11 protein-coding genes and 1 tRNA gene are annotated in these 19,982 nt (G+C 69.8%); 4 read left to right on the top strand and 8 right to left on the bottom strand.

All coding sequences use genetic code 11. From position 1 onward, the window contains the following. Positions 1–119: 119 nt before the first annotated feature. The 4 genes from PZB75_RS17950 to PZB75_RS17935 are packed head-to-tail and all read left to right on the top strand — an operon-like array spanning position 120 to position 4,748. Positions 120–1,241, top strand: a complete 1,122-nt coding sequence (locus PZB75_RS17950; RefSeq protein WP_275535476.1) for a tyrosine-type recombinase/integrase — start codon at positions 120–122, stop codon at positions 1,239–1,241. Further along, entirely contained in the window at positions 1,241–1,582 is a 342-nt protein-coding gene (locus PZB75_RS17945) for a helix-turn-helix transcriptional regulator (protein ID WP_275535477.1), read from the top strand. Before PZB75_RS17950 ends, PZB75_RS17945 begins: the two co-directional genes overlap by 1 nt. After that, entirely contained in the window at positions 1,579–4,023 is a 2,445-nt protein-coding gene (locus tag PZB75_RS17940; RefSeq protein ID WP_275536089.1) for a site-specific integrase, read from the top strand. Before PZB75_RS17945 ends, PZB75_RS17940 begins: the two co-directional genes overlap by 4 nt. Beyond that, a complete protein-coding gene (locus PZB75_RS17935) occupies positions 4,020–4,748 on the top strand; it encodes an SDR family oxidoreductase (protein ID WP_275535479.1) in 729 nt (242 codons plus the stop codon). Before PZB75_RS17940 ends, PZB75_RS17935 begins: the two co-directional genes overlap by 4 nt. A gap of 1,609 nt (positions 4,749–6,357) precedes the next feature. On the opposite strand, the gene PZB75_RS17930 is transcribed toward PZB75_RS17935, so the two are convergent. The 8 genes from PZB75_RS17930 to PZB75_RS17895 all read right to left on the bottom strand — a co-directional run bounded on the left by PZB75_RS17930 (position 6,358) and on the right by PZB75_RS17895 (position 19,855). Beyond that, positions 6,358–6,431 (bottom strand) — tRNA-Thr (locus PZB75_RS17930). Positions 6,432–6,560: 129 nt separating this feature from the next. Continuing rightward, positions 6,561–8,090, bottom strand: coding sequence for an alpha/beta hydrolase (locus PZB75_RS17925; RefSeq protein ID WP_275536316.1), 1,530 nt, complete (start codon positions 8,088–8,090; stop codon positions 6,561–6,563). A 172-nt stretch (positions 8,091–8,262) separates the two neighbouring features. Further along, positions 8,263–9,468, bottom strand: coding sequence for a DNA polymerase III subunit delta' (locus PZB75_RS17920; RefSeq protein WP_275536315.1), 1,206 nt, complete (start codon positions 9,466–9,468; stop codon positions 8,263–8,265). A gap of 224 nt (positions 9,469–9,692) precedes the next feature. Next, positions 9,693–13,328 carry a dTMP kinase gene (gene tmk / locus PZB75_RS17915; RefSeq protein ID WP_275536314.1) on the bottom strand — a complete coding sequence of 1,212 codons (3,636 nt, stop codon included), beginning with the start codon at positions 13,326–13,328 and terminating at the stop codon, positions 9,693–9,695. Positions 13,329–13,568: 240 nt separating this feature from the next. Continuing rightward, the gene (gene topA, locus PZB75_RS17910; protein WP_275536313.1) at positions 13,569–16,463 is read right to left on the bottom strand and encodes a type I DNA topoisomerase; all 2,895 of its coding nucleotides are present in this window, start codon (positions 16,461–16,463) and stop codon (positions 13,569–13,571) included. Between the two features lie 586 nt (positions 16,464–17,049). Next, positions 17,050–17,247 carry a hypothetical protein gene (locus PZB75_RS17905; RefSeq protein WP_275536312.1) on the bottom strand — a complete coding sequence of 66 codons (198 nt, stop codon included), beginning with the start codon at positions 17,245–17,247 and terminating at the stop codon, positions 17,050–17,052. A gap of 346 nt (positions 17,248–17,593) precedes the next feature. Beyond that, the gene (locus PZB75_RS17900) at positions 17,594–19,105 is read right to left on the bottom strand and encodes a class I SAM-dependent methyltransferase (protein ID WP_275536311.1); all 1,512 of its coding nucleotides are present in this window, start codon (positions 19,103–19,105) and stop codon (positions 17,594–17,596) included. Positions 19,106–19,258: 153 nt separating this feature from the next. After that, the gene (locus tag PZB75_RS17895) at positions 19,259–19,855 is read right to left on the bottom strand and encodes a small secreted protein (protein WP_275536310.1); all 597 of its coding nucleotides are present in this window, start codon (positions 19,853–19,855) and stop codon (positions 19,259–19,261) included. Positions 19,856–19,982 lie beyond the last annotated feature (127 nt).

Raw genomic sequence — 19,982 nt, 5'->3', positions numbered from 1 at the left:
GAGGTCAGGGCAGGTCCAAAGGAGGACTCTGTCCTCCTGCAACTTGGCGGCCTGAGCTGGGAGTTTGGTAATCGGATCCCATCTGATGCAGGATTTGCCCTCTGAAGGGGAGGGTGAAAGTGGGTCTACAGCGACGCGCCGAGCTGGCGGGGGCAGCTCACCTGGAGCTGGTGTCCGGGGTTGTCCAGCTGCGTCCGCAGGACGCGATGGTCGAAGCCATGGTGCGGGGCTGGCGGGCCCAACAAGCCGCTCGCGGGCTCCGGGAGGACACGGTCACCGCTCGGGAACGGCTCGTACGGCGGTTTCTGGAGCACACGAACGAATACCCGTGGGCCTGGACGCCCGGCCACGTGGACGAGTGGTCACTGTGGCTGACCAGCGAGAAGCACCTCGCGCCGTCCACGATCCGCAGTTATCAGGGCAGCCTGCGCCTGTTCAGCGAGTTCTTGATCGACGGCCGCTACGGCTGGTCGGTGGCCTGCGAGGACGCTTTCGGCACTCACCCCGTGGCCATCTGCCACGAGTGGAACACCATCGCCCACCTCAACGACTACGAGGGGCGCCCCGAGGCGAGGCCGTTCACCCGCGAGGAGATCCAACGCTTCCTCGACTACGCCGACGACCAGGTCGATCGAGCGGTACGGGCCAAGCGCAAGGGAGCCCTCGCCGCCTACCGCGATGCCACCCTCTTCAAGGTCATCTATGGGTGGGGTCTGCGCCGGACGGAGACATCGAAGCTGGATGTGGTCGACTTCGGGCGGAACGCGAAGGCACCGCAGTTCGGCCGGTACGGCACCCTCAACGTCCGCTACGGCAAGGCGAAGAAGGGGCAGCCGCCGCGCCGTCGGAACGTGCTGTCGGTGATGGACTGGGCGGTGGACGCGGTCGCCGATTACGTGGAGAACGTACGGCCGCGGTTCGGCTGCGAGGATCACCCCGCCTTGTGGGTGACCGAGCGGGGCGGCCGGGTCAAGCCGGCCGAGATCAACGCCCGGTTCGTCGCCTACCGCGACGCGCTGAAGCTCCCGAAGGCGCTGACGGTCCACTCCGCTCGCCACTCCTACGTCACCCACCTCACAGAGGACGGGGTTGACCGCCGGTTTCTCCAGCAGCAAGTCGGTCACGAGAATGACAGCTCCACCGCTATCTACACCCACGTCAGCGACGACTTCATGAACACCATGCTCCACAGGGCACTTGCGCCCGCGCTCGCCTCGTTCCCCGCAAACAAGGACCGCTGATGGCCGCGAAGCTCGACTACCACTGGCACTTGCGCAAGGTCATGGCCGACCGAGGGCTCTTCTCCACCACCGACCTCATCCCGCTGCTGGACAAGCGGGGCATCACCCTTTCGTCCAGCCAGGTCTACCGGCTCGTCGTCGAGCGCCCCGAGCGGCTCAGCCTGAAGATCCTCATGGCCCTGCTCGACATCCTCGACTGCACCATGGACGACCTCATCGAGCCGACCGCCGCGGCGGGTGCCGAAACCACTACCCGCACAAAGAAGGCTGTCGGTGCCGAGGCAGGTGTCGGTGACCTGCGACCCAAGCGAGCCCGCATCCGCGGTTTCGAGCGGCCGTGACCGCACCCGGGCACCCCGAGCGGGCCGTCTGCGACCCGATCGGGCTCATCGCGGACCTGGTCGCAGCCATCGAGCATCAGCTGGAACCGGACCGGATCCGTGCCGTGGTCGCCGGCGTCGCGGGCGGACGCTCGAAGTCACGCCTCCTCGCGGCACATCTCACTGAGCATCCTCGCGTGCTGAACGACGGTCGCTCGCCGGCGCCCAGGGCCGTCGGCGACCTGCTCATCGCCCTGCGTGAGGCCGGGGCCCAGACGGTCTCGCCGCCGCGTTGCGCCGAATGCGGCACGCAGATACGAACGCTCCAGCGCCGCGGCCAGGACTGGTACTGCTGGACCTGCGGACAGCCACAGCCCGAGCCGTGTGCTGCCTGCGGAAACACCCGCCGGGTCACTTCACGCGACCGGACCGGGCAGCCACGATGCGCCAAGTGCCCGGACGACGACGGACGCGACCCCATCGCAGTGATCGGCGCCCTGATCGCTGAACTGGATCCGCAGGCCGAACGGGAGACGGTCTCCGACGCGGTCCGTCGATCGGCGCCTCGCCCTTCCTACCAGCGGAAAATTGCCTGGGCCCTGGAAGCCCACCCCGCTCTGCTGACCGGCGACGGTCACCTCGCACCCCACCGCGCGATCCTCAAGCTGATCGACCTGCTGCACGAGGCCGGCATCGCCGGGATCGTCCGGCCGTCCTGCCCCGGCTGCCACAGAGTCGTACGCATCGACAAGCCTCTGGACGGAAAGCGGGTCTGCCGCATGTGCATCTCCCACTCCCGCATCGAGGAGTGCTCGGGATGCGGAGCCCGCCGAGAGCCCGCCACCCGCGACGACCAAGGCCGGCCAGTGTGTCCGAACTGCCTGGTCAGCGCCCCGGCGAACCTGGAGACCTGCATCAACTGCGGCCGACGAAGGGTCGTGAACACCCGCACACCGGACGGCCCGCTCTGCCAAAGCTGCCCCTCCCTGCCCACCGCGACTTGCAGTATCTGCGACGCGGAGAAACCCTGCGGCACCTCCCGCACTACGGGTCGGCCATGGTGCCTGGACTGCCAGCGTCACTCCGCGCCGTGCTCAGCCTGCGACAGCGTCGCGGCGGTCGTCTCCGGCACTCTCGACCAGCCCCTTTGCGCGGACTGCACCGTCTCTGAGGTCTGGCACACCTGCCCTACCTGCAGCGATCCCGACTACCCGCACCCCGGCCAGTGCGCTCGTTGTCTCATCAACCGACGCCTCAACGAGCTCCTGGGCCCTCCGTCCGATGCCCTCCACCCCGGTCTCCAAGCCCTGCGGAACAACATCGCCACCACCGAGCACCCACTCACCGCCAGGCGGTGGCTGAACAAGCCGTCCGTGTCTCCGGTCCTGGCCGACCTCGCGGCCGGCAGACGAGCCCTGACTCACGAGGCCCTCGACGAGCTGCCCGACAGCCCGCCCCTCGCCCACCTCCGCCAAGTCCTCGTCGGCGTCGGTGCCCTGCCCGAGCGGGACGAGTACATGGTCCGCCTCGAACGTTTCCTCACCGGCCTTCTCGCAGCACAGCAAGACCCCGAACAGCGCAAAGTCCTTCACCAGTACGCGATATGGCACCTGGTCCGTCGACTACGCCGACGCAGCAACGGCCGCCCCCTGACCCCGCAGCAGTTCGCATCAACGCGTCAACGCACCCACGCGGCCGTCGCCTTCCTTACCTGGCTTCAGGCTCACGACCTCGCCCTGGATACCTGCCGACAGGCCGACCTCGACGAGTGGCTTACCGACGACTCCGCGACCTACCGCCACACAGCCGGGCACTTCGTCCGCTGGGCTCGCACCAACAAGCTCACCACCGTCCACGTCCCCGCAATCCGCTGGAACGGCCCCACCCAGCCACTCGATGACGAGCACCGGTGGAACGTCGCACGCCGACTCCTGCACGACGACACCCTCAAGCCCGAAGACCGCCTCGCAGGACTGCTTCTCCTCCTCTACGCACAAGGGCCATCGGCGATCCACCGACTGACCATCGAGGACGTCGAGGTCGGCGCTCAGGCAGTACGTCTCCACCTCGGCGATGCACCCGTCCAACTGCCCGAGCCCGTCGCCGCACTGGCCCGCACTGTCGCCGCGAACCGCAAGGGTCACGCGACCATCGGCGCCCTGGCTCCCTCACCCTGGCTCTTCCCCGGTGGCCAGCCCGGACGCCCGATCAGCACCACACAGCTGACCCAGCGGCTGACCCAGCTCGGGATCCGGCCCAATCAGGCCCGCAGCACCGCACTCTTCCAGCTCGCCACCGAGATCCCCGCCGCGATCCTCGCCCGCACCCTGGGCATCCACACTGACGTCGCCGTCGCCTGGCAACGGCTCTCCGCGGGCGACTGGGCCACCTACGCAGCCGAGGTCGCCCGCCGCGCTTCACCGCAACAACAGCCGGTCCACGAACAAGGAACAAAATCATGAGATTCGACAACCACCGCGTCGTCATCACTGCTGCCGGGCGCGACTTCGGGCGAACTCTGGCCATCCGGCTCGCAGACCTTGGCGCCGAGGTCTTCCTGTCCGCACGCAGCCTCGCTGCCGCTGAGGGTGTCCGCGACGAGATCCGAGACCGAGGCCACCAGCGGGTCCACGCCTACGCCTGCAACCTGACGGATCCCGCCTCAATCCGCGACTTCGCTTCCAGCGTCACCCAGCACACCGACCGCGTCGACATCCTGATCAACAACGGCTCGCGCTACCTCGAAGGGCCGGATCTCCAGGCAGCATCCGACGCCGATATCGTCGACACCATCGCATCCGGCGCCACGGGCACGGTCCTGACCGTGAAGAACTTCCTCCCGCTCCTGCTCAACTCGGACAAGCCGGACGTCGTGACGATGGTCTCCGCCTGCGGAACGGCCGGACATCACCGCTCGGACGCACACGACGCCTTCTATGCAGCCAAGAGCGCACAGGCCGGGTTCACCGAGATCCTCTCCAAGCGCCTACGGCCCCAAGGTGTCCGGGTGATATCGCTCTACCCGCCCGACTTCGACAACGCCGACCCGCTCTCCGAGGAGTGGGAGACCACCCCGCGCGAGGCCAAGGATCCCCTCACCGGTCAGTCGCTCGTGGACTGCATCCTCTTCGCAGTCGCCCAGCCCCGCGACTGCTTCATCAAGGCGTTCCATTTCGAACAGGTCTGAGCGCTCGCATACTCAAGGCTGACGTCGGCTCCCAGGCCGCACACCGGGGGCTCCGGATCAGAGGCATTCGGATAGTTCCAATACCCGACGTCACCATTAAGCGTCCTGCCTCACGTCGGGAAGAGCGCCGCAGAGGCCACCGCCAAGCTGGTCCCCCTCCAGCGCAAGGCCGAGGCCGAGCAGGCCGCCCGTAAGGCGGCGAAGGCCGCCAAGAAGGCAAAGGTGAAAGCGAAAGACCGGGCCAAGGGCAAGAAGAAGGGCGACTTCTCCGGGATGGCCTGCCGCTCGCGGCCCCGGGTAAACCTCAGGTCTCAGCCGAGCCAAGATTCACTAGCACCGCACCGGCAACTCGCTCGTCGGCCGGTTCCCCCTCAGCGCCACGGACCATGGCTCGTACGCGTTGCGGAAGCCGGCCAACCGGACGGTCTGCCATTTCCCGTAGTTGTTCGCGAAGGGCACGTTCAGTTGGACTAAGCGGCGCTGCACCACGTGTCGCCTCGTGCTCGACGCGCCCGCGGTCATCCTCGCCATCGTGCTGATGACGACCAACCCGGCCCGGCTTCTCTGGGTTGGCCAGCCGGATCGGAGTTCTAGCCACTACCCGAAAGTTCTCCGAGAGCTCCGTCTCCCCCTCAAGCTCCGCAAGAGCCGTCTGGTGCAGACTCAGCACCCTCCCGTAAGCAATTTCCAGGCTTGGCGCCCTGGATTCACTCCCATCGCAAAGGATGCGGTTCCAAGGGCGACTGCGATCCTTCACGTATCGCGAGCTGGCGCGCGCTCCGCGAAGCGTCTGCTTTACAACCAGGGCTGACGCTATGGTGCATCCCAGCTGCCCCTCATTGAAGGTGCCATGGTCGCAGCCCAACCACGGCTTGCCTGGTCGTCTCTGTGGCCAGTTGAGGTGGTTGTAGAAGACATAGGCTGGAATGCAACCTGCGTTCATGGCGTCCTCGATCAGAAGATCATTCTGATACCTGTCACCATCGGGTCGATATCGTAGGTCGTATCCGCCGTTTCGGTTGGCACGCTTCGCTTGGACACGCATGCCGAACCCCACGGCACCAGAGTGAAACCACCACTCCCAGTCCGCTCCGTTCGAGCGTTCCTCATCGCTCGCGAACGGATGGATCGCCACCCGGTCACCATGAGCCCGATCGATGGCCCGAAGATTCTCCTCGGTGTGTGTCACTTCGCTCGACGGCCAGCCCCTACGGTGCTCGGCAGCCAAGGCTTCGAAGGTCAACTCGGCGCGTCGGCTGAGAGTTCTACACAGCGAGCTGGCCGAAGAGGTGCGCACACCACAGGCCCGACAAAAGGTGTCACTCTTGTCAACCTCCTGCCCACAGTTGCAGCGCGCCACCCCGTCTTCACCTCTCTGCGTTCCGAGTACCGAGCTTCGCCACCCTAAGCCGCTGATGGCACTGCGTCGCGCGGTTTGAGGCGAATGCCAGATCATGAACCGCAGCGCTCAGCCGTGCACCTCTTCCGGGCCCATCCGCTCACGCATCGCTCACACAAGCCCCTCCACGCCGCTGCGGCCGAGCACCCCGCCACGACCACAACATGAAAAAACCCCAGGTCACGGCGAGTGAGTCCTGGGGTAATTCCGAGCCGCCTTCGGGATTCGAACCCGAGACCTACGCATTACGAGTGCGTTGCTCTGGCCAGCTGAGCTAAGGCGGCACGCTCCGAACACACCATGGTGCGATCAGCAGCGACGCCAAGTCTACACAGTTCTGGAGAGTGCTTCGCACCGGCTGTTCGATGGTACGAATCCGCAGGTCGGAGTAGGCGTGGTGCGGTACGGGCGGGTCAGGAGCACTCTTTGCCGGCCGGGGGCGGGGTGCCCTCGACCAGGTAGGTGTTGATCGCCGTGTCGATGCAGTCGCTGCCCCGGCCGTACGCCGTGTGGCCGTCGCCCCGGTAGGTGAGGAGGGTGCCGGACGAGAGTTGCTCGGCGAGGGACCGGGCCCACTTGAACGGGGTCGCGGGGTCCCGGGTGGTGCCGACCACGACGATCGGGGCCGCTCCCTCCGCATGGATGCGGTGCGGGGTGCCCGTGGGCTTCGTCGGCCAGTGGGCGCAGTTCAGGGCGGCCCAGGCGAAGCCCCTGCCGAAGACCGGGGACGCCTTCTCGAAGCTGGGCACGGCCTGGGTGACGGCGTCCGCGTCGCGGAAGGCCGGGGGCAGGTCCACGCAGTTCACGGCGGCGTTGGCGAACATCAGGTTGGCGTAGGCGCCGTTCGGCTCGCGTTCGTAGTAGCTGTCGGCGAGGGAGAGCAATCCCGAACCGTCGCCGTCCTTCGCCCCGCCGAGGGCCTCGCGGAGCTGCGGCCAGGCCGACTCGTCGTACATCGCGGCGATCACCCCGGTGGTCGCCAGGGATTCGCCCAGCTCACGCGATTCACCGGTCGGGACCGGTTTCGTGTCGAGGTCGGTAAAGAGCCGCTTCAGCGCGGTGGCCGCCTCGGTCGTGGAGCCGGTGCCGAGCGGACAGTCCTGCTTCTTCACGCAGTCGGCGGCGAACGACTGGAACGCGGTCTCGAACCCGGCGGTCTGGTCGCGGTTCATGTCGATCGACGAGAGCGAGGGGTCCATCGCGCCGTCGAGGACGATCCGGCCGGTCCTGGTGGGGAAGAGCCCCGCGTACGTCGCGCCGAGGAACGTGCCGTAGGAGGCCCCGACGTAGTTCAGCTTCTCGTCGCCGAGGAGGCCCCGAAGGATGTCCATGTCACGGGCAGCCTCGACCGTGGAGACATGCGGGAGGATCTTGCCGGAACGCTTCTCGCAGCCCTGCGCGAAGTCCTCGAACGCCCCCTCCAGCTTGTCGACCTCGGCGGCGTCGTCGGGAGTCTGGTCGACCTGGGTGTAGGCGTCCATCTGCTTCCCGGTGAGGCATTCCACCGGCTCGCTGCGGGCCACTCCGCGCGGGTCGACGGCCACCATGTCGTAACGGGCACGGACCGGGGCCGGGTAGCCGATGGCCGCGTACCCCTGGAGGTAGCCGATGGCGGAGCCGCCCGGGCCGCCCGGGTTCACCAGGAGCGAGCCGATCCGCCGACCCGGCCCGGTGGCCTTCTTGCGGGAGACGGCCAGCTTGATGTCCCCGCCCTCCGGCTTCGCGTAGTCCAGCGGGGCCTTCATGGTGGTGCACTGGAAACCGGGCACGCCGCACTCCCGCCAGCTCAGCTTCTGGGCGTAGTACGAGGTGAGCCCTGCCGGTGTCGCCGATCCCGGCGAGGGCGCTCCTTTCGTCGACGTGCCGCTGGTGCAGCCGGAGACGAGCAGTCCGGCAGTGCCGAGCGCGGTGGCGAGGATACGGAGCAGGCGCCTGGATTCCATCCCCGGAGCGTAGTCGTCCTGAGCCGACTCGTCCGATTCGTTCCCCGTTCGGGTGAATGCGTGGGAGGACCGGAAACGGCAGTGCCGAGGTGGTCGGAGGGAGGGGGACGGGGCGGGACGCGGGTGGGGTGGGGGCAGGGCAAATGGGCGCCGGGAGGAAAGCCCGACCCGGTCAGCCCGCGCGCAGGGCCATCGTCATGGCCTCCACCGCGAGCAGCGGCGCCACGTTGCGGTCGAGCGCCCGGCGGCAGGCGATCACCGCCTCTATCCGGCGCAGGGTGCCCTCCGGGGTCGAGGACCGGACGACCCGGTCGAGTGAGTCCCGTACGTCCACATTGGCGATGGCGAGCTGCGAGCCGAGCTGAAGTGCCAGCACGTCGCGGTAGAAACCGGTCAGCTCGGTGAGCGCGAGATCGAGGCTGTCTCGCTGGGTGCGGGTCTTGCGGCGCTTCTGTCTGTCCTCCAGTTCCTTCATCACCCCCGCCGTACCGCGAGGCATCCGGCCTCCGGCCGAGGCACCGAGGGCTGCCTTCATGTCCTCGGTCTCCTTGCCGTCGACGCCTTCCGAGACCTCTTTCGCGTCGTCGGTCGCGGTGTCGATCAGCTCCTGCGCGGCCTTGAGACAGCCGCCGACGTCCTCGATCCTGAGCGGCAGCTTCAGCACGGCGGCCCGCCGGGCACGGGCCCGTTCGTCGGTGGCCAGACGGCGGGCCCGGCCGATGTGTCCCTGCGTGGCCCGTGCGGCGGCCATGGCGCGCTCGGGCTCGACGCCGTCCCGTCGGATCAGTACGTCGGCGACGGCCTCGACCGGCGGCGTTCCCAGCGTCAGGTGGCGGCAGCGGGACCGGATGGTGGGCAGCACGTCTTCCAGGGACGGCGCGCAGAGCAGCCACACCGTGCGGGGCGCGGGCTCCTCGACCGCTTTCAGAAGGACGTTCCCCGCGCCCTCGGTCAGCCGGTCGGCGTCCTCCAGGACGATGACCTGCCAGCGGCCCACGGCCGGCGAGAGCTGGGCCCGGCGGACCAGCTCCCGGGTCTCCTTCACTCCGATGGAGAGCAGGTCCGTACGGATCACGTCGACATCGGCGTGCGTACCGATGAGGCTCGTGTGGCAGCCGTCGCAGAACCCGCATCCCGGCTCGCCACCGAGCGCCCGGTCGGGGCTGGTGCACTGAAGGGCGGCGGCGAAGGCCCTGGCCGCGGTGGAGCGGCCGGACCCCGGCGGACCGGTGAACAGCCAGGCATGGGTCATCTTGGAGCCGGGCGGCACCGGCTCCCGCTCGGAGATGGCGGTCACCAGCACATCGGCGTCCTTGGCGGCGGCGCCGAGCTGTTCGCGCACTCGGTCCTGACCGACCAGGTCGTCCCAGACGGACATCGGCACCGCCCTTCCGGTGGTGATGGTGATGGTGGCGATTGGAGGTGGTGATGGGGGAGGTCGTGGTGATGGTCGTCGTGATGGGTGTCGGGGCAGTTCATGGCGGTGCGGCGCCATCGACCACCGTGGTGCCGCGACGCCGGAACATCCCGGGCATCGCGGCACCCACACCGACGGGTCTGTCGCGTTGCCTCCCATTGTGCGGGGAGGCACTGACAATCCCGTCAGCGGCGAGGACGACGGCCCCGGCCGGAGCTGCCCGGGTCCTCGTCGTCATGGCCGCCGAGCAGTTCGTCGGCCAGCGTCGGCAGGTCGTCCAGCGGAGTCTCCTCCGCCCAGTCCGGGCGGGGCCGGCGCCGGCGCGAGGAAGCGGAACCGGAAGCGGAAGCGGAACCGGAATCCTTGCGCCCCCGGCCGGTCCGCGCGTGCGGAGCCTGCGGCTCTTCGCTGATCTTCGGCAGCTCGCGGGTGCGCTCGTTCTCGCTCTCCGGTGCGGCCCTGGGCGGTGCCGGACGCTCGTCCCGGAAGATGCCCCGGGGCACCCGGTCGACCGGATCGGCGTCACGCGCTCCCCGGATGTCCCGTACGGGCGGAAGGACAGCCGTCTCGTCGGCGGCACCCGCCGGACCATGGCCGCTGTCGGGGCGGTCGGCCGGGTCCCGGTACTTCGGCAGCAGAGTCGTCTCGGCCTCGTCGGACGGCCTGACGACCGGTGAGGGCACCGGCTGCGTGATCTCGTTCGGGTCGACGATCGGGGTGGGCACCGTGATCTCGTTGTCCGGATCGGACAGACCGGACGACGACGCTCCTGTCGAGCCGGAAGGACCGGAAAGTCCGCGAGCACCGGACCCGCCCGCCCCATCCGACCCACCCGTCCTGCGCGGCTCGCCGGTCCCATCGGCCCCGGACCGCCTCGGCCGATCCGACCCGCCGGACCGCCGCGACCGACCCGAGGTCTCGTGCGACGACTCGGACGTCTCACGCGCGGCCCCGGCCTCGGCCTTACGTGCCGCCTCAGCCTCACGAGCCCGCGCAGCCTCAGCCGCCCGCGCCTCATCAGCCTCACGCGCCGCACGCGCCGCCTCGGCTTCACGCGCCGCCTCAGCCTCACGAGCCGCCCGAGCCACCTCCGCAGCCCGCGCCTCCTCAGCCGCCCGCGCAGCCTCGGCTTCACGCGCCTCATCAGCCTCACGCGCCGCCCGAGCCACCTCCGCAGCCCGCGCCTCCTCAGCCGCCCGCGCAGCTTCAGCCTCGGCCCGCGCAGCTTCGGCCTCCGCACGCGCCGCCGCCTCGGCCTCGGCCTGGCGGCGGGCCTCCTCGGCCCGCAGCAGAGCCTCCTCCGCCTTGCGCTGCTTCTCCAGGCGGCGTTCCTCCGCCTCCTTGCGCAGCCGGGCCTCCTCCGCCGCCTGCTTGCGGAGCCGTTCCTGTTCGGCCTCGCGGGCCTTCTCCTCGGCCTCGCGCCTGACCCGCTCCTCCTCTGCGCGTCGCTGCGCCTCCTCGGCCCGCAGCCGGGCCTCCTCCGCCTGCCGCTCGGCCTCGCGCTGCCGCGCCTCCTCCAGCTCGCGGCGCTTGCGCTCCTCCTCCTCGGCGCGGAGCTTGGCGAGCTGTTCCTGCCGCTCGCGCTCCAGCCGTTCCTCCTCGGCCTTCCGGGCGGCCTCTTCCTCCGCCTTGCGCCTGATCTCCTCCTCGGCGGCCTTCCGCGCCTCCTCCATGGCCTTGATCTCGGCCTCGGAGAGCGGAAGTACCCGGTCGAGCCGGTGACGTACCACCGTGGTGATCGCTTCGGGCTCCTGCCCGGCGTCCACCACCAGATAGCGGGCCGGATCGGCCGCGGCCAGGGTCAGGAAGCCGGAACGCACCCTGGCGTGGAACTCCGGCGGCTCGGACTCCAGCCGGTCCGGTGCCTCCGTGAAGCGTTCCCGCGCGGTCTCCGGGTCGACGTCGAGCAGCACCGTCAGATGCGGTACGAGTCCACTCGTCGCCCAGCGCGAGATGCGGGCGATCTCGGTGGGAGAGAGGTCACGGCCCGCGCCCTGGTAGGCGACGGACGAGTCGATGTAGCGGTCGGAGATGACGATCGCGCCGCGTTCCAGCGCGGGGCGTACGACCGAGTCGACGTGCTCGGCGCGGTCGGCCGCGTACAGCAGCGCCTCCGCGCGGTTCGACAGACCGGCCGACGACACGTCGAGCAGGATCGACCGCAGCCGCTTGCCGACCGGCGTGGCGCCCGGTTCGCGGGTGACGACGACCTCGTGGCCCTTCGCCCTGATCCAGTCGGCGAGCGCCTGGACCTGGGTGGACTTGCCGGCTCCGTCGCCGCCCTCCAGGGCGAGGAAGAATCCGGTCGCGGCGGGCGCCACGGCCGGTTCCCCGCCGCGCAGCGCCTCTCGCAGATCGCGGCGCAGCGGCACTCCGGCGCGGTCGTCCGTCTTGGCGAGGACGACCACGGCGACGGGCAGCAGCAGGGCTCCGACGAGTATCAGCGCGAACCCCGCGCCGCCGTCGGCGAAGACGAAACCGCCCGCGGTCAGCCGGTGCCGGCCGATGGCGGCGGCGAGCAGCGGGCCGGCGACCGCGCCGAGCGCGACCAGGACCCGGACGACCGCCTGAAGGTGTTCGGTGATCCTCACCCGGCGCGCTTCCTCGGTCTCCTGGTCGACGAGGGAGTGGCCGATCCGGGCGGCGACACCCGCCGCGTATCCGGCGAACAGGGTGATCGCCAGGGCCGTCGCGGTGTCCGGCACCAGGCCGAGGGCGAGGAGGGCGATCCCGGTCGCGGCGATGGCGAGGGCCAGCAGCCTGCGCCGCGACAGCGTGGGCAGGACCTTCTCCGCGGTGCGGATACCGAGACCGGTGCCGCCGGTCAGGGCGAGGACGATCAGCGCGAAGGCGGCGGGACCGGCGCCCAGATCGGCCGCGTGCAGTACGGCGACGGCCGCCGCGGCGGCGATCGCCCCGGCGACGGCGGCGCAGGCACCGACGAGCAGCGGCAGGACTCCGGTGCGCCCCTTGTCGGGACCGGCGGCCGTGGCCGGCCTGCGCAGTCCTTCCAGGGGTGAGCGCGGGCGGGGCGTGGGGACACCGGGCAGTTCGAGGAAGTACAGGGTCGATACGGAGGCGGAGAACAGCCCGGCCGCGACATACGAGCCGAGCGCCGCCTGGTGGAAGGAGAACCAGTCCAGGCCCGAGCCCAGCAGGTTGCCGATCAGGGTGGCGATCAGCAGGACCAGGGCGGCGGCGGGGACGGCCAGGAAATTCGTGCGGAGCGAGAGCCGTCGGAGGGCTCCCAGGTGGTCGGGGAGCGGGCGCACCGCGGCGCCTTCGAGCGGCGGTGCGGGCAGCAGCCCGGGGGCGGCGCTCTCCTTGGCCACCGTCCACAGGCGTTCGCCGGTACCGGCGAGGAAGACGGTGATCAGGATCATCATGAGCGCCTTGTCCGGCACCCAGTCGATCCACAGCGGCGCGACGACCAGCAGCGCCAGCCGCAGTACGTCGGAGCCGATCATCACCCATCGCCGGTCCAGTGGCCCGCCCGGCGCCGTCAGCGACGTCAACGGCCCCAGGAGTACGGCTCCGAAGAGCAGGGTGGAAAGGATTCGGGCGCCGAACACCGCGGCGACGGCGAAGGCCGCCCCGCGGTATCCGGCTCCGAACGAGCCCTCAAGGACCGCCGCTTGCAACGACAACAGCACAAGCACAAGAAGGGCGAGTGCATCGCCGATACTGCCGACGAGCTGGGCGCTCCACAACCGCTTCAGCGGAGGGTTGCGCAACAGGGCTCGTACGGCGCGCTCGCGTGAGTCTGCGGCAAGTGTGTCGGAGGTGGGGCTCACGACCGTTGGCTGCTCGGCTCGCGTCATCCGCCCAGCCTATCCGGAGCCGCGCGGTCGCCGATGGCCCCGTCCGAACACGTGCCCGTACGCGCCGATGCCCGGCACCACGTGGGTGCCGGGCATCGGACGAGAGCAGAACCGTGAACAGCGGCCCGTACGGCTTCCGTACTTCCGTACGACGGCCACTCGGCCGATCCTTCGGTCCGCCCGCTCAGCCGTCCTGTCGGCCGTCCTCGCAGCCGCCCTCCCGCTCGTTCACACGAGCGGTCACGAGGAGGACGAGGCGGAAGAAGCGGTCTCCTTCGCCCCGGCCGTCGTCTTCTTGGCCGCTGTCTTCTTCGTGGCGGCGGTCTTCTTCGTGGCCGTCGTCGTCTTCTTCGCGGCCGTCGTCTTCTTGGCGGCCGTCTTCTTCGCCGTCGTGGTCTTCGCCGCGGTCGTCTTCTTCGTGGCCGTCTTCTTCGCCGGGGCCTTCTTCGCCGTCTTCTTCTTGGCGGGCCCCTTGGCGCGCTTCTCGGCCAGGAGCTCGTAACCGCGTTCCGGCGTGATGTCCTCGACGCTGTCATCGGTGCGCAGCGTGGCGTTCGTCTCGCCGTCGGTGACGTACGCGCCGAAGCGCCCGTCCTTGACGACGACCGGCGCCCCGCTCACCGGGTCGGTGCCCAGTTCCTTCAGCGGCGGCTTGGCGGCGGCCCGCCCGCGCTGCTTCGGCTGGGCGTAGATGGCCAGCGCCTCGTCCAGCGTGATGTCGAACAGCTGGTCCTCGGAGGTCAGCGAACGGGAGTCCGTGCCCTTCTTGAGGTACGGGCCGTACCGGCCGTTCTGCGCGGTGATCTCGACGCCCTCCGCGTCCTCACCGACGACTCGCGGCAGTGACATCAGCTTCAGCGCGTCGGCCAGCGTCACCGTGTCCAGGGACATCGACTTGAAGAGCGAGGCGGTCCGCGGCTTCACCGCGTTCTTGCCGGTCTTCGGGGTGCCCTCGGGCAGCACCTCGGTGACGTACGGGCCGTAACGCCCGTCCTTCGCGATGATCTGGTGCCCGGTCACCGGGTCCGCGCCCAGCTCGAAGTCGCCGCTCGGCTTGGCCAGCAGCTCCTCCGCGTACTCCACGGACAGTTCGTCCGGCGCCAGATCCTCCGGCACGTCGGCGCGCTGGTGGTTCTCGGAGTCCTTCTCGCCGCGCTCGATGTACGGGCCGTACCGGCCGACCCGCAGCATGATGCCGTCGCCGACGGGGAAGGAGGAGATCTCCCTGGCGTCGATCGCGCCGAGGTCGGTGACGAGTTCCTTCAGGCCGCCGAGGTGGTCGCCGTCCCCGTTGCCCGCCGCGGACGCCGCTCCGGCGCCGTCCTTGTCGTCGCCGACACCGAAGTAGAACCGCCGCAGCCACGGCACGGACTGGGCCTCGCCCCGCGCGATGCGGTCGAGGTCGTCCTCCATCCGCGCGGTGAAGTCGTAGTCGACGAGCCGGCCGAAGTGCTTCTCCAGCAGGTTGACCACGGCGAAGGAGAGGAACGACGGGACGAGCGCCGTGCCCTTCTTGAACACATAGCCGCGGTCGAGGATGGTCCCGATGATCGACGCGTACGTCGACGGGCGGCCGATCTCGCGCTCTTCGAGCTCCTTGACCAGCGATGCCTCGGTGTAGCGGGCGGGCGGCTTGGTCGCGTGACCGTCCACCGAGACTTCCTCGGCGGTCAGCGCGTCGCCCTCGGCGACCTGCGGCAGCCGTCGCTCACGGTCGTCCAGCTCGGCGTTCGGGTCGTCGGCGCCTTCGACGTACGCCTTCATGAAGCCGTGGAAGGTGATCGTCTTGCCGGACGCGGAGAACTCGGCGTCGCGGCCGTCGCTCGCCCGGCCGCCGATCTTGACGGTGACGGAGTTGCCGACCGCGTCCTTCATCTGGGAGGCGACGGTCCGCTTCCAGATCAGCTCGTACAGCCGGAACTGGTCGCCGGTGAGTGTGGTCTCGGCGGGCGTACGGAAGCGGTCGCCGGACGGGCGGATCGCCTCGTGGGCCTCCTGCGCGTTCTTGACCTTCCCGGCGTACGTACGCGGCTTGTCCGGCAGGTAGTTCGCCCCGTACAACTGCGTGACCTGTGCCCGCGCCGCGGAGACCGCGGTGTCGGAGAGGGTCGTGGAGTCCGTACGCATGTAGGTGATGAAGCCGTTCTCGTACAGCTTCTGCGCGACCTGCATGGTGGCCTTGGCGCCGAACCCCAGCTTGCGGCTCGCCTCCTGCTGGAGGGTCGTCGTGCGGAAGGGGGCGTACGGGGAACGGCGGTACGGCTTCGACTCGACCGACCGCACGGCGAACGTCGTGTCGGCGAGCGCGGCGGCCAGCGCGCGGGCGTTGGCCTCGTCGAGGTGCAGCACCTGGCCGGAGGCGGCCTTGAGCCGGCCGTCGGGGCCGAAGTCACGGCCCTGGGCGATCCGGCGGCCCTCGACCGCGCTCAGCCGGGCGGTGAGCGTCGACGGGTCGGAGGAATCCCCGGCGCGGCCGGTGGCGAACGTCCCGGTGAGGTCCCAGTATTCGGCGGACCGGAAGGCGATGCGCTCACGCTCGCGCTCGACGACGAGCCGGGTGGCGACGGACTGGACGCGGCCGGCCGACAGCCGCGGCATGACCTTCTTCCAGAGGACCGGCGAGACCTCGTAGCCGTAGAGGCGGTCGAGGATGCGGCGGGTCTCCTGGGCGTCGACCATGCGCTGGTTGAGCTCGCGCGGATTGGCGACGGCGGCCCTGATCGCGTCCTTGGTGATCTCGTGGAAGACCATCCGGTGGACCGGGACCTTGGGCTTCAGGACTTCCTGGAGGTGCCACGCGATGGCTTCGCCCTCGCGGTCCTCATCGGTGGCGAGGAACAGTTCGTCGGACTCCGCGAGAAGCTGCTTGAGCTTCCTGACCTGGGCCTTCTTGTCGGCGTTGACGACATAGATCGGCTGGAAGTCATGTTCGACGTCGACGCCGAGGCGGCGGACCTCGCCGGTGTACTCGTCCGGTACTTCCGCGGCGCCGTTCGGGAGGTCACGGATGTGCCCGACGCTCGCCTCGACGACGTACCCGGGGCCGAGGTAGCCCTTGATCGTCTTCGCCTTGGCAGGCGACTCGACGATGACGAGTCGGCGGCCGCCCTGTGCGGTCTCGCTGGTCGGGGACAACTTCGCTCTTCTCTCCGGTCGGCACTCAATGGGCATCAGGGCAGCGCGATGACGCTGCCGACGGTGCTGTCGCTGCGGAGTGTGACGGTACAACCCGCCCCCGTGTCAAACGGCAAAAGCCCGCAACGGCCACTCGAACGGTAACCCGACTTCCGCCATTCCTGCCGCCCGGACCGCCCGGTACGTGGTGCGCACCCCTGCCGACCATGGGTTTCGCCGTGTATTCGGCACCTACTGGCGGACGCCCTTAGGGAGGCCGAATCCGGGCGTGTTCCCGGCCCGACGGTGGTGGGGCGGAAGGACGGCGGGAGGCGCGAGAGGCGGGAGAGGCACGCCGACGAGGGCTCGCGGCTGCCCGGCGGGTGCTCAGCCGGGGCGTCGTCGGCGTGTGGCGGGAGCGTCGTCGGCGCGTGACGGCGGCGTCGGCGGCGGGCGTCGGCGGCGGGAAATGACACCGACCCGGGAGCAGGGAAACAAAGAGGGAAAGACGAACAAGATGAACAAGAGGGAAAAATGGGGTCATTCGACAGGCGAAGGCCGCCCCGGCCCGGATCGAACGACTACCGAAGACTGACCGAACGTGCGCTCAGGCCCGGGTGAGACACCATGCGCCGAGGAGGAGGAAGAGTACGCCGCAGGAGACGGCGAGCGCGGTGGAGGCGACCAGGTCCGCGCCCTCCACCACGGGCCGGCGGTGCCGGGCGCGGGCCCCCGTCCACAGCAACAGCGCGGCGCCGAACAGCCCGAATGCCGTCGCGGCGAAGATCGCGGGTCCACTCTCCATGTCCGTACCGCCCTCTCCCGTAGCCTGTCCGGCCCGACCGGAGCCGACCTGTCCCGGAGGGGAGGCTGCCAGCCGGGGACGTCACCGACGCGAACTCCGGGTGAACAGCGACACACGGCAGCCGGACACGCCAACCGGGCACTCCAAGGGGGCGGAGTGGCCGCGTGGCCAGGCGGCGAGAACGATCCGGATGGGACGACCGGCGACGAGGGCCGAACCGGCCCCGGGCACGGACGGCAGGACCCCGGGACCCCGGACACGGACGGCAGGACCCCGCGCATGGACGGCAGGACCCGGGCACGAGCACGTGACGAGCCGAGTCCCGCCGGAACGGCCCACGCGCAGGTCAGGCTCCGGCCCGTACCGGTTCCAGGAATCCCTCCTCCACCAGCAGTCGGATCGCCTGGGGCGTGCGATCGCGCAGGAGCACGGGGTCCTCGCCCATCAGCTGGGCGATGGCGTCCAGGATGCGCCCCGCGGGCAACGTCCCGTCGCACACGCCCGCGAACCCGGCGCCGACCGCGTCGACCTTCGTCGCCCGCCGCATCCCCCGGTGCTGGCGCAGCACCACATGCTCCGGATCTTCCGCGCCGGGCAGCCCTACCTGCTCCTGCACCACCTCGCCGGCGAGAGTGAAGTGGGCGGCCAGCAGGGCCGCGTCGTCGTGGGCACGCAGATAGTCCTGGCGTTCGAAATGGGCCTGTACGGCGGTGCCGAGGGGCTGCTCCACGGAGTGCGGCCACTCCTCGATCACGATCGACGGGGACTGAGCGGCGGCCCGGGCCTTTCTGAGGGTGATCCAGCCGAAGCCGATCCCCTTGGTCCGACTGGCCTCGAACTCGTCCAGCCATGCCTCGTACCGCGCGGTGTACTCCGCGGGGTCGGTGCGGTGGTCGCCGCTGTCACGCAGCCACAACTCGATGTACTGCGTGACGTCCTGCACCTCGCGCTGCACGATCCAGGCGTCACAGCCGTACGGCACCCAGGAGCGCAGCCGGTCCTGCCACTCCTCGCCGTCGATGTGCTGCCAGTTGGCGAGGAACTGCGCGTAACCGTCCTCGTTCAGCCGGTCGCCCGCCTGCTCCACCAGCGTCCGGCACAGATCGTCGCCGCCCATGCCGCCGTCGCGGTAGGTCAGCCGGGCGGCGGGCGAGATGACGAACGGCGGGTTGGAGACGATCAAGTCGTACGTTTCGCTGCCGACCGGCTCGAACAGGGAGCCCTCTCGCAGATCGGCGGTCGCCGCGCCGGACAGGGCGAGGGTGAGCCGGGTGAAGGCGAGGGCGCGCGGGTTCAGGTCGGTGGCGGTGACCCGAGTCGCGTGCTGGGCGGCGTGCAGAGCCTGGATACCGGAGCCGGTGCCGAGGTCGAGCGCGGAGTCGACGGGCGTGCGGACCGTGATCCCGGCGAGGGTGGTGGAGGCGCCCCCCACCCCGAGGACCACGCCTTCCTCGTGCGATCCGATGCCGCCCGCGCCACCGACCGCGCAGCCGAGATCGGAAACGATGAACCAGTCCTGGCCCTCCGGTCCGCCGTACGGCCGGACGTCGACCGCGGCCCGCACCTCCCCGTCCTCGCGGGTCACCCAGCCGTCCTCGACGCACTCCTCCAGCGGAAGCGCGGCGCCGGCCTCCCGGTCCGGGACGGAGCGCTGGAGCAGAAACAGCCGCACCAGCGTGTCGAGCGGCGACTCGCCCCGGGTGGCCCGCAGGGCGGGCACCGTCTCGCTGCGGGCGAGCGCGGCGTAGGCGGACGCGCCGAGCAGGTCGAGGAGGCCGTCGACGGTGAAGCCGGCGGCGAGCAGGGCTTCGCGAAGCCGGGGCGAACGGTCGGACGCGGGAAGGCTGGTCGTACTCACCCGCCCATTGTGTCCGCTCCCACTGACAACGGCAGCGGGGACGACCCCGAAGCGCCTGTGCCGCACCGACGATCCGTCACCGGACACGGGAGGGACCGGACACGGGAAGGACCGGGGCCCGGCCTCCCGCTCAGGGACTGCCGGGCCCCGCCGTCACGCCTTGCCCGCTGACGGCCGCACCGTGGTGGGCGCGGAGGAGCCGTTCGGCTTCTGACAGCCCTCCTGCTTCGCCATCGCCTTGCCCAGGTCACCGGACTGGAGCTTCCTCAACGCCTGGTCACCGTTGTTACTGATCTTCTTCAGTTCGTCGGCGACGCCCTTGAGCCCGTCGGCGAACTTCGCCTGGTCCGTGGTGTCGAGCGCGTCGACCTTCTTCTGCAGATTGGCGTAGGCCGCGGAGGAGGTGTTCAGTTCCGCGACGGCCTTCTTCTGCGTGGTCTCGCCGTCGTCGACGGGCGGTGCGCCGGCCGACTGCACGGCGGCGCCCAGGGCCTTGTACGCCTGCGAGATCTGCTGGAAGGCGGCCGAGTCGGTCTTCTGGACGTCGGCGGGCTTGCTGTTGTCGGCGGTCTGCTGCTGGATCGAGGTGTTGGCGTTCGCGATCTTCCGCAACTGTGGCTGGACCTGGTCACAGACCTTCTTGGCCCAGTCGTTCACCTTGCTGTCGCCGTCGCTGTCGTCACTGCAACCCGACAGAGTCAGTACGAGTAGCGCACCGCCGGACAGTGCGGCCGCAAGCTTCTTGTTCACCGGATGGGTCCCTTCCAAGGCTCTCGGCCCCGGAACTTACACGCCACGTGGACGACATCCGGGTGCCCGCTGTCCGGTGGGCGAGCTTTTGCAGCCATTTGCACCAAAGGAATCGAGCGAGATACAA

Origin of the sequence: Streptomyces sp. AM 4-1-1, from assembly GCF_029167625.1 — a bacterium.
In the GTDB taxonomy this organism is placed as follows: domain Bacteria; phylum Actinomycetota; class Actinomycetes; order Streptomycetales; family Streptomycetaceae; genus Streptomyces.
The sequence above is the reverse complement of the archived record's forward strand: the minus strand, read 5'-3'. Positions and strand labels throughout refer to the sequence as shown.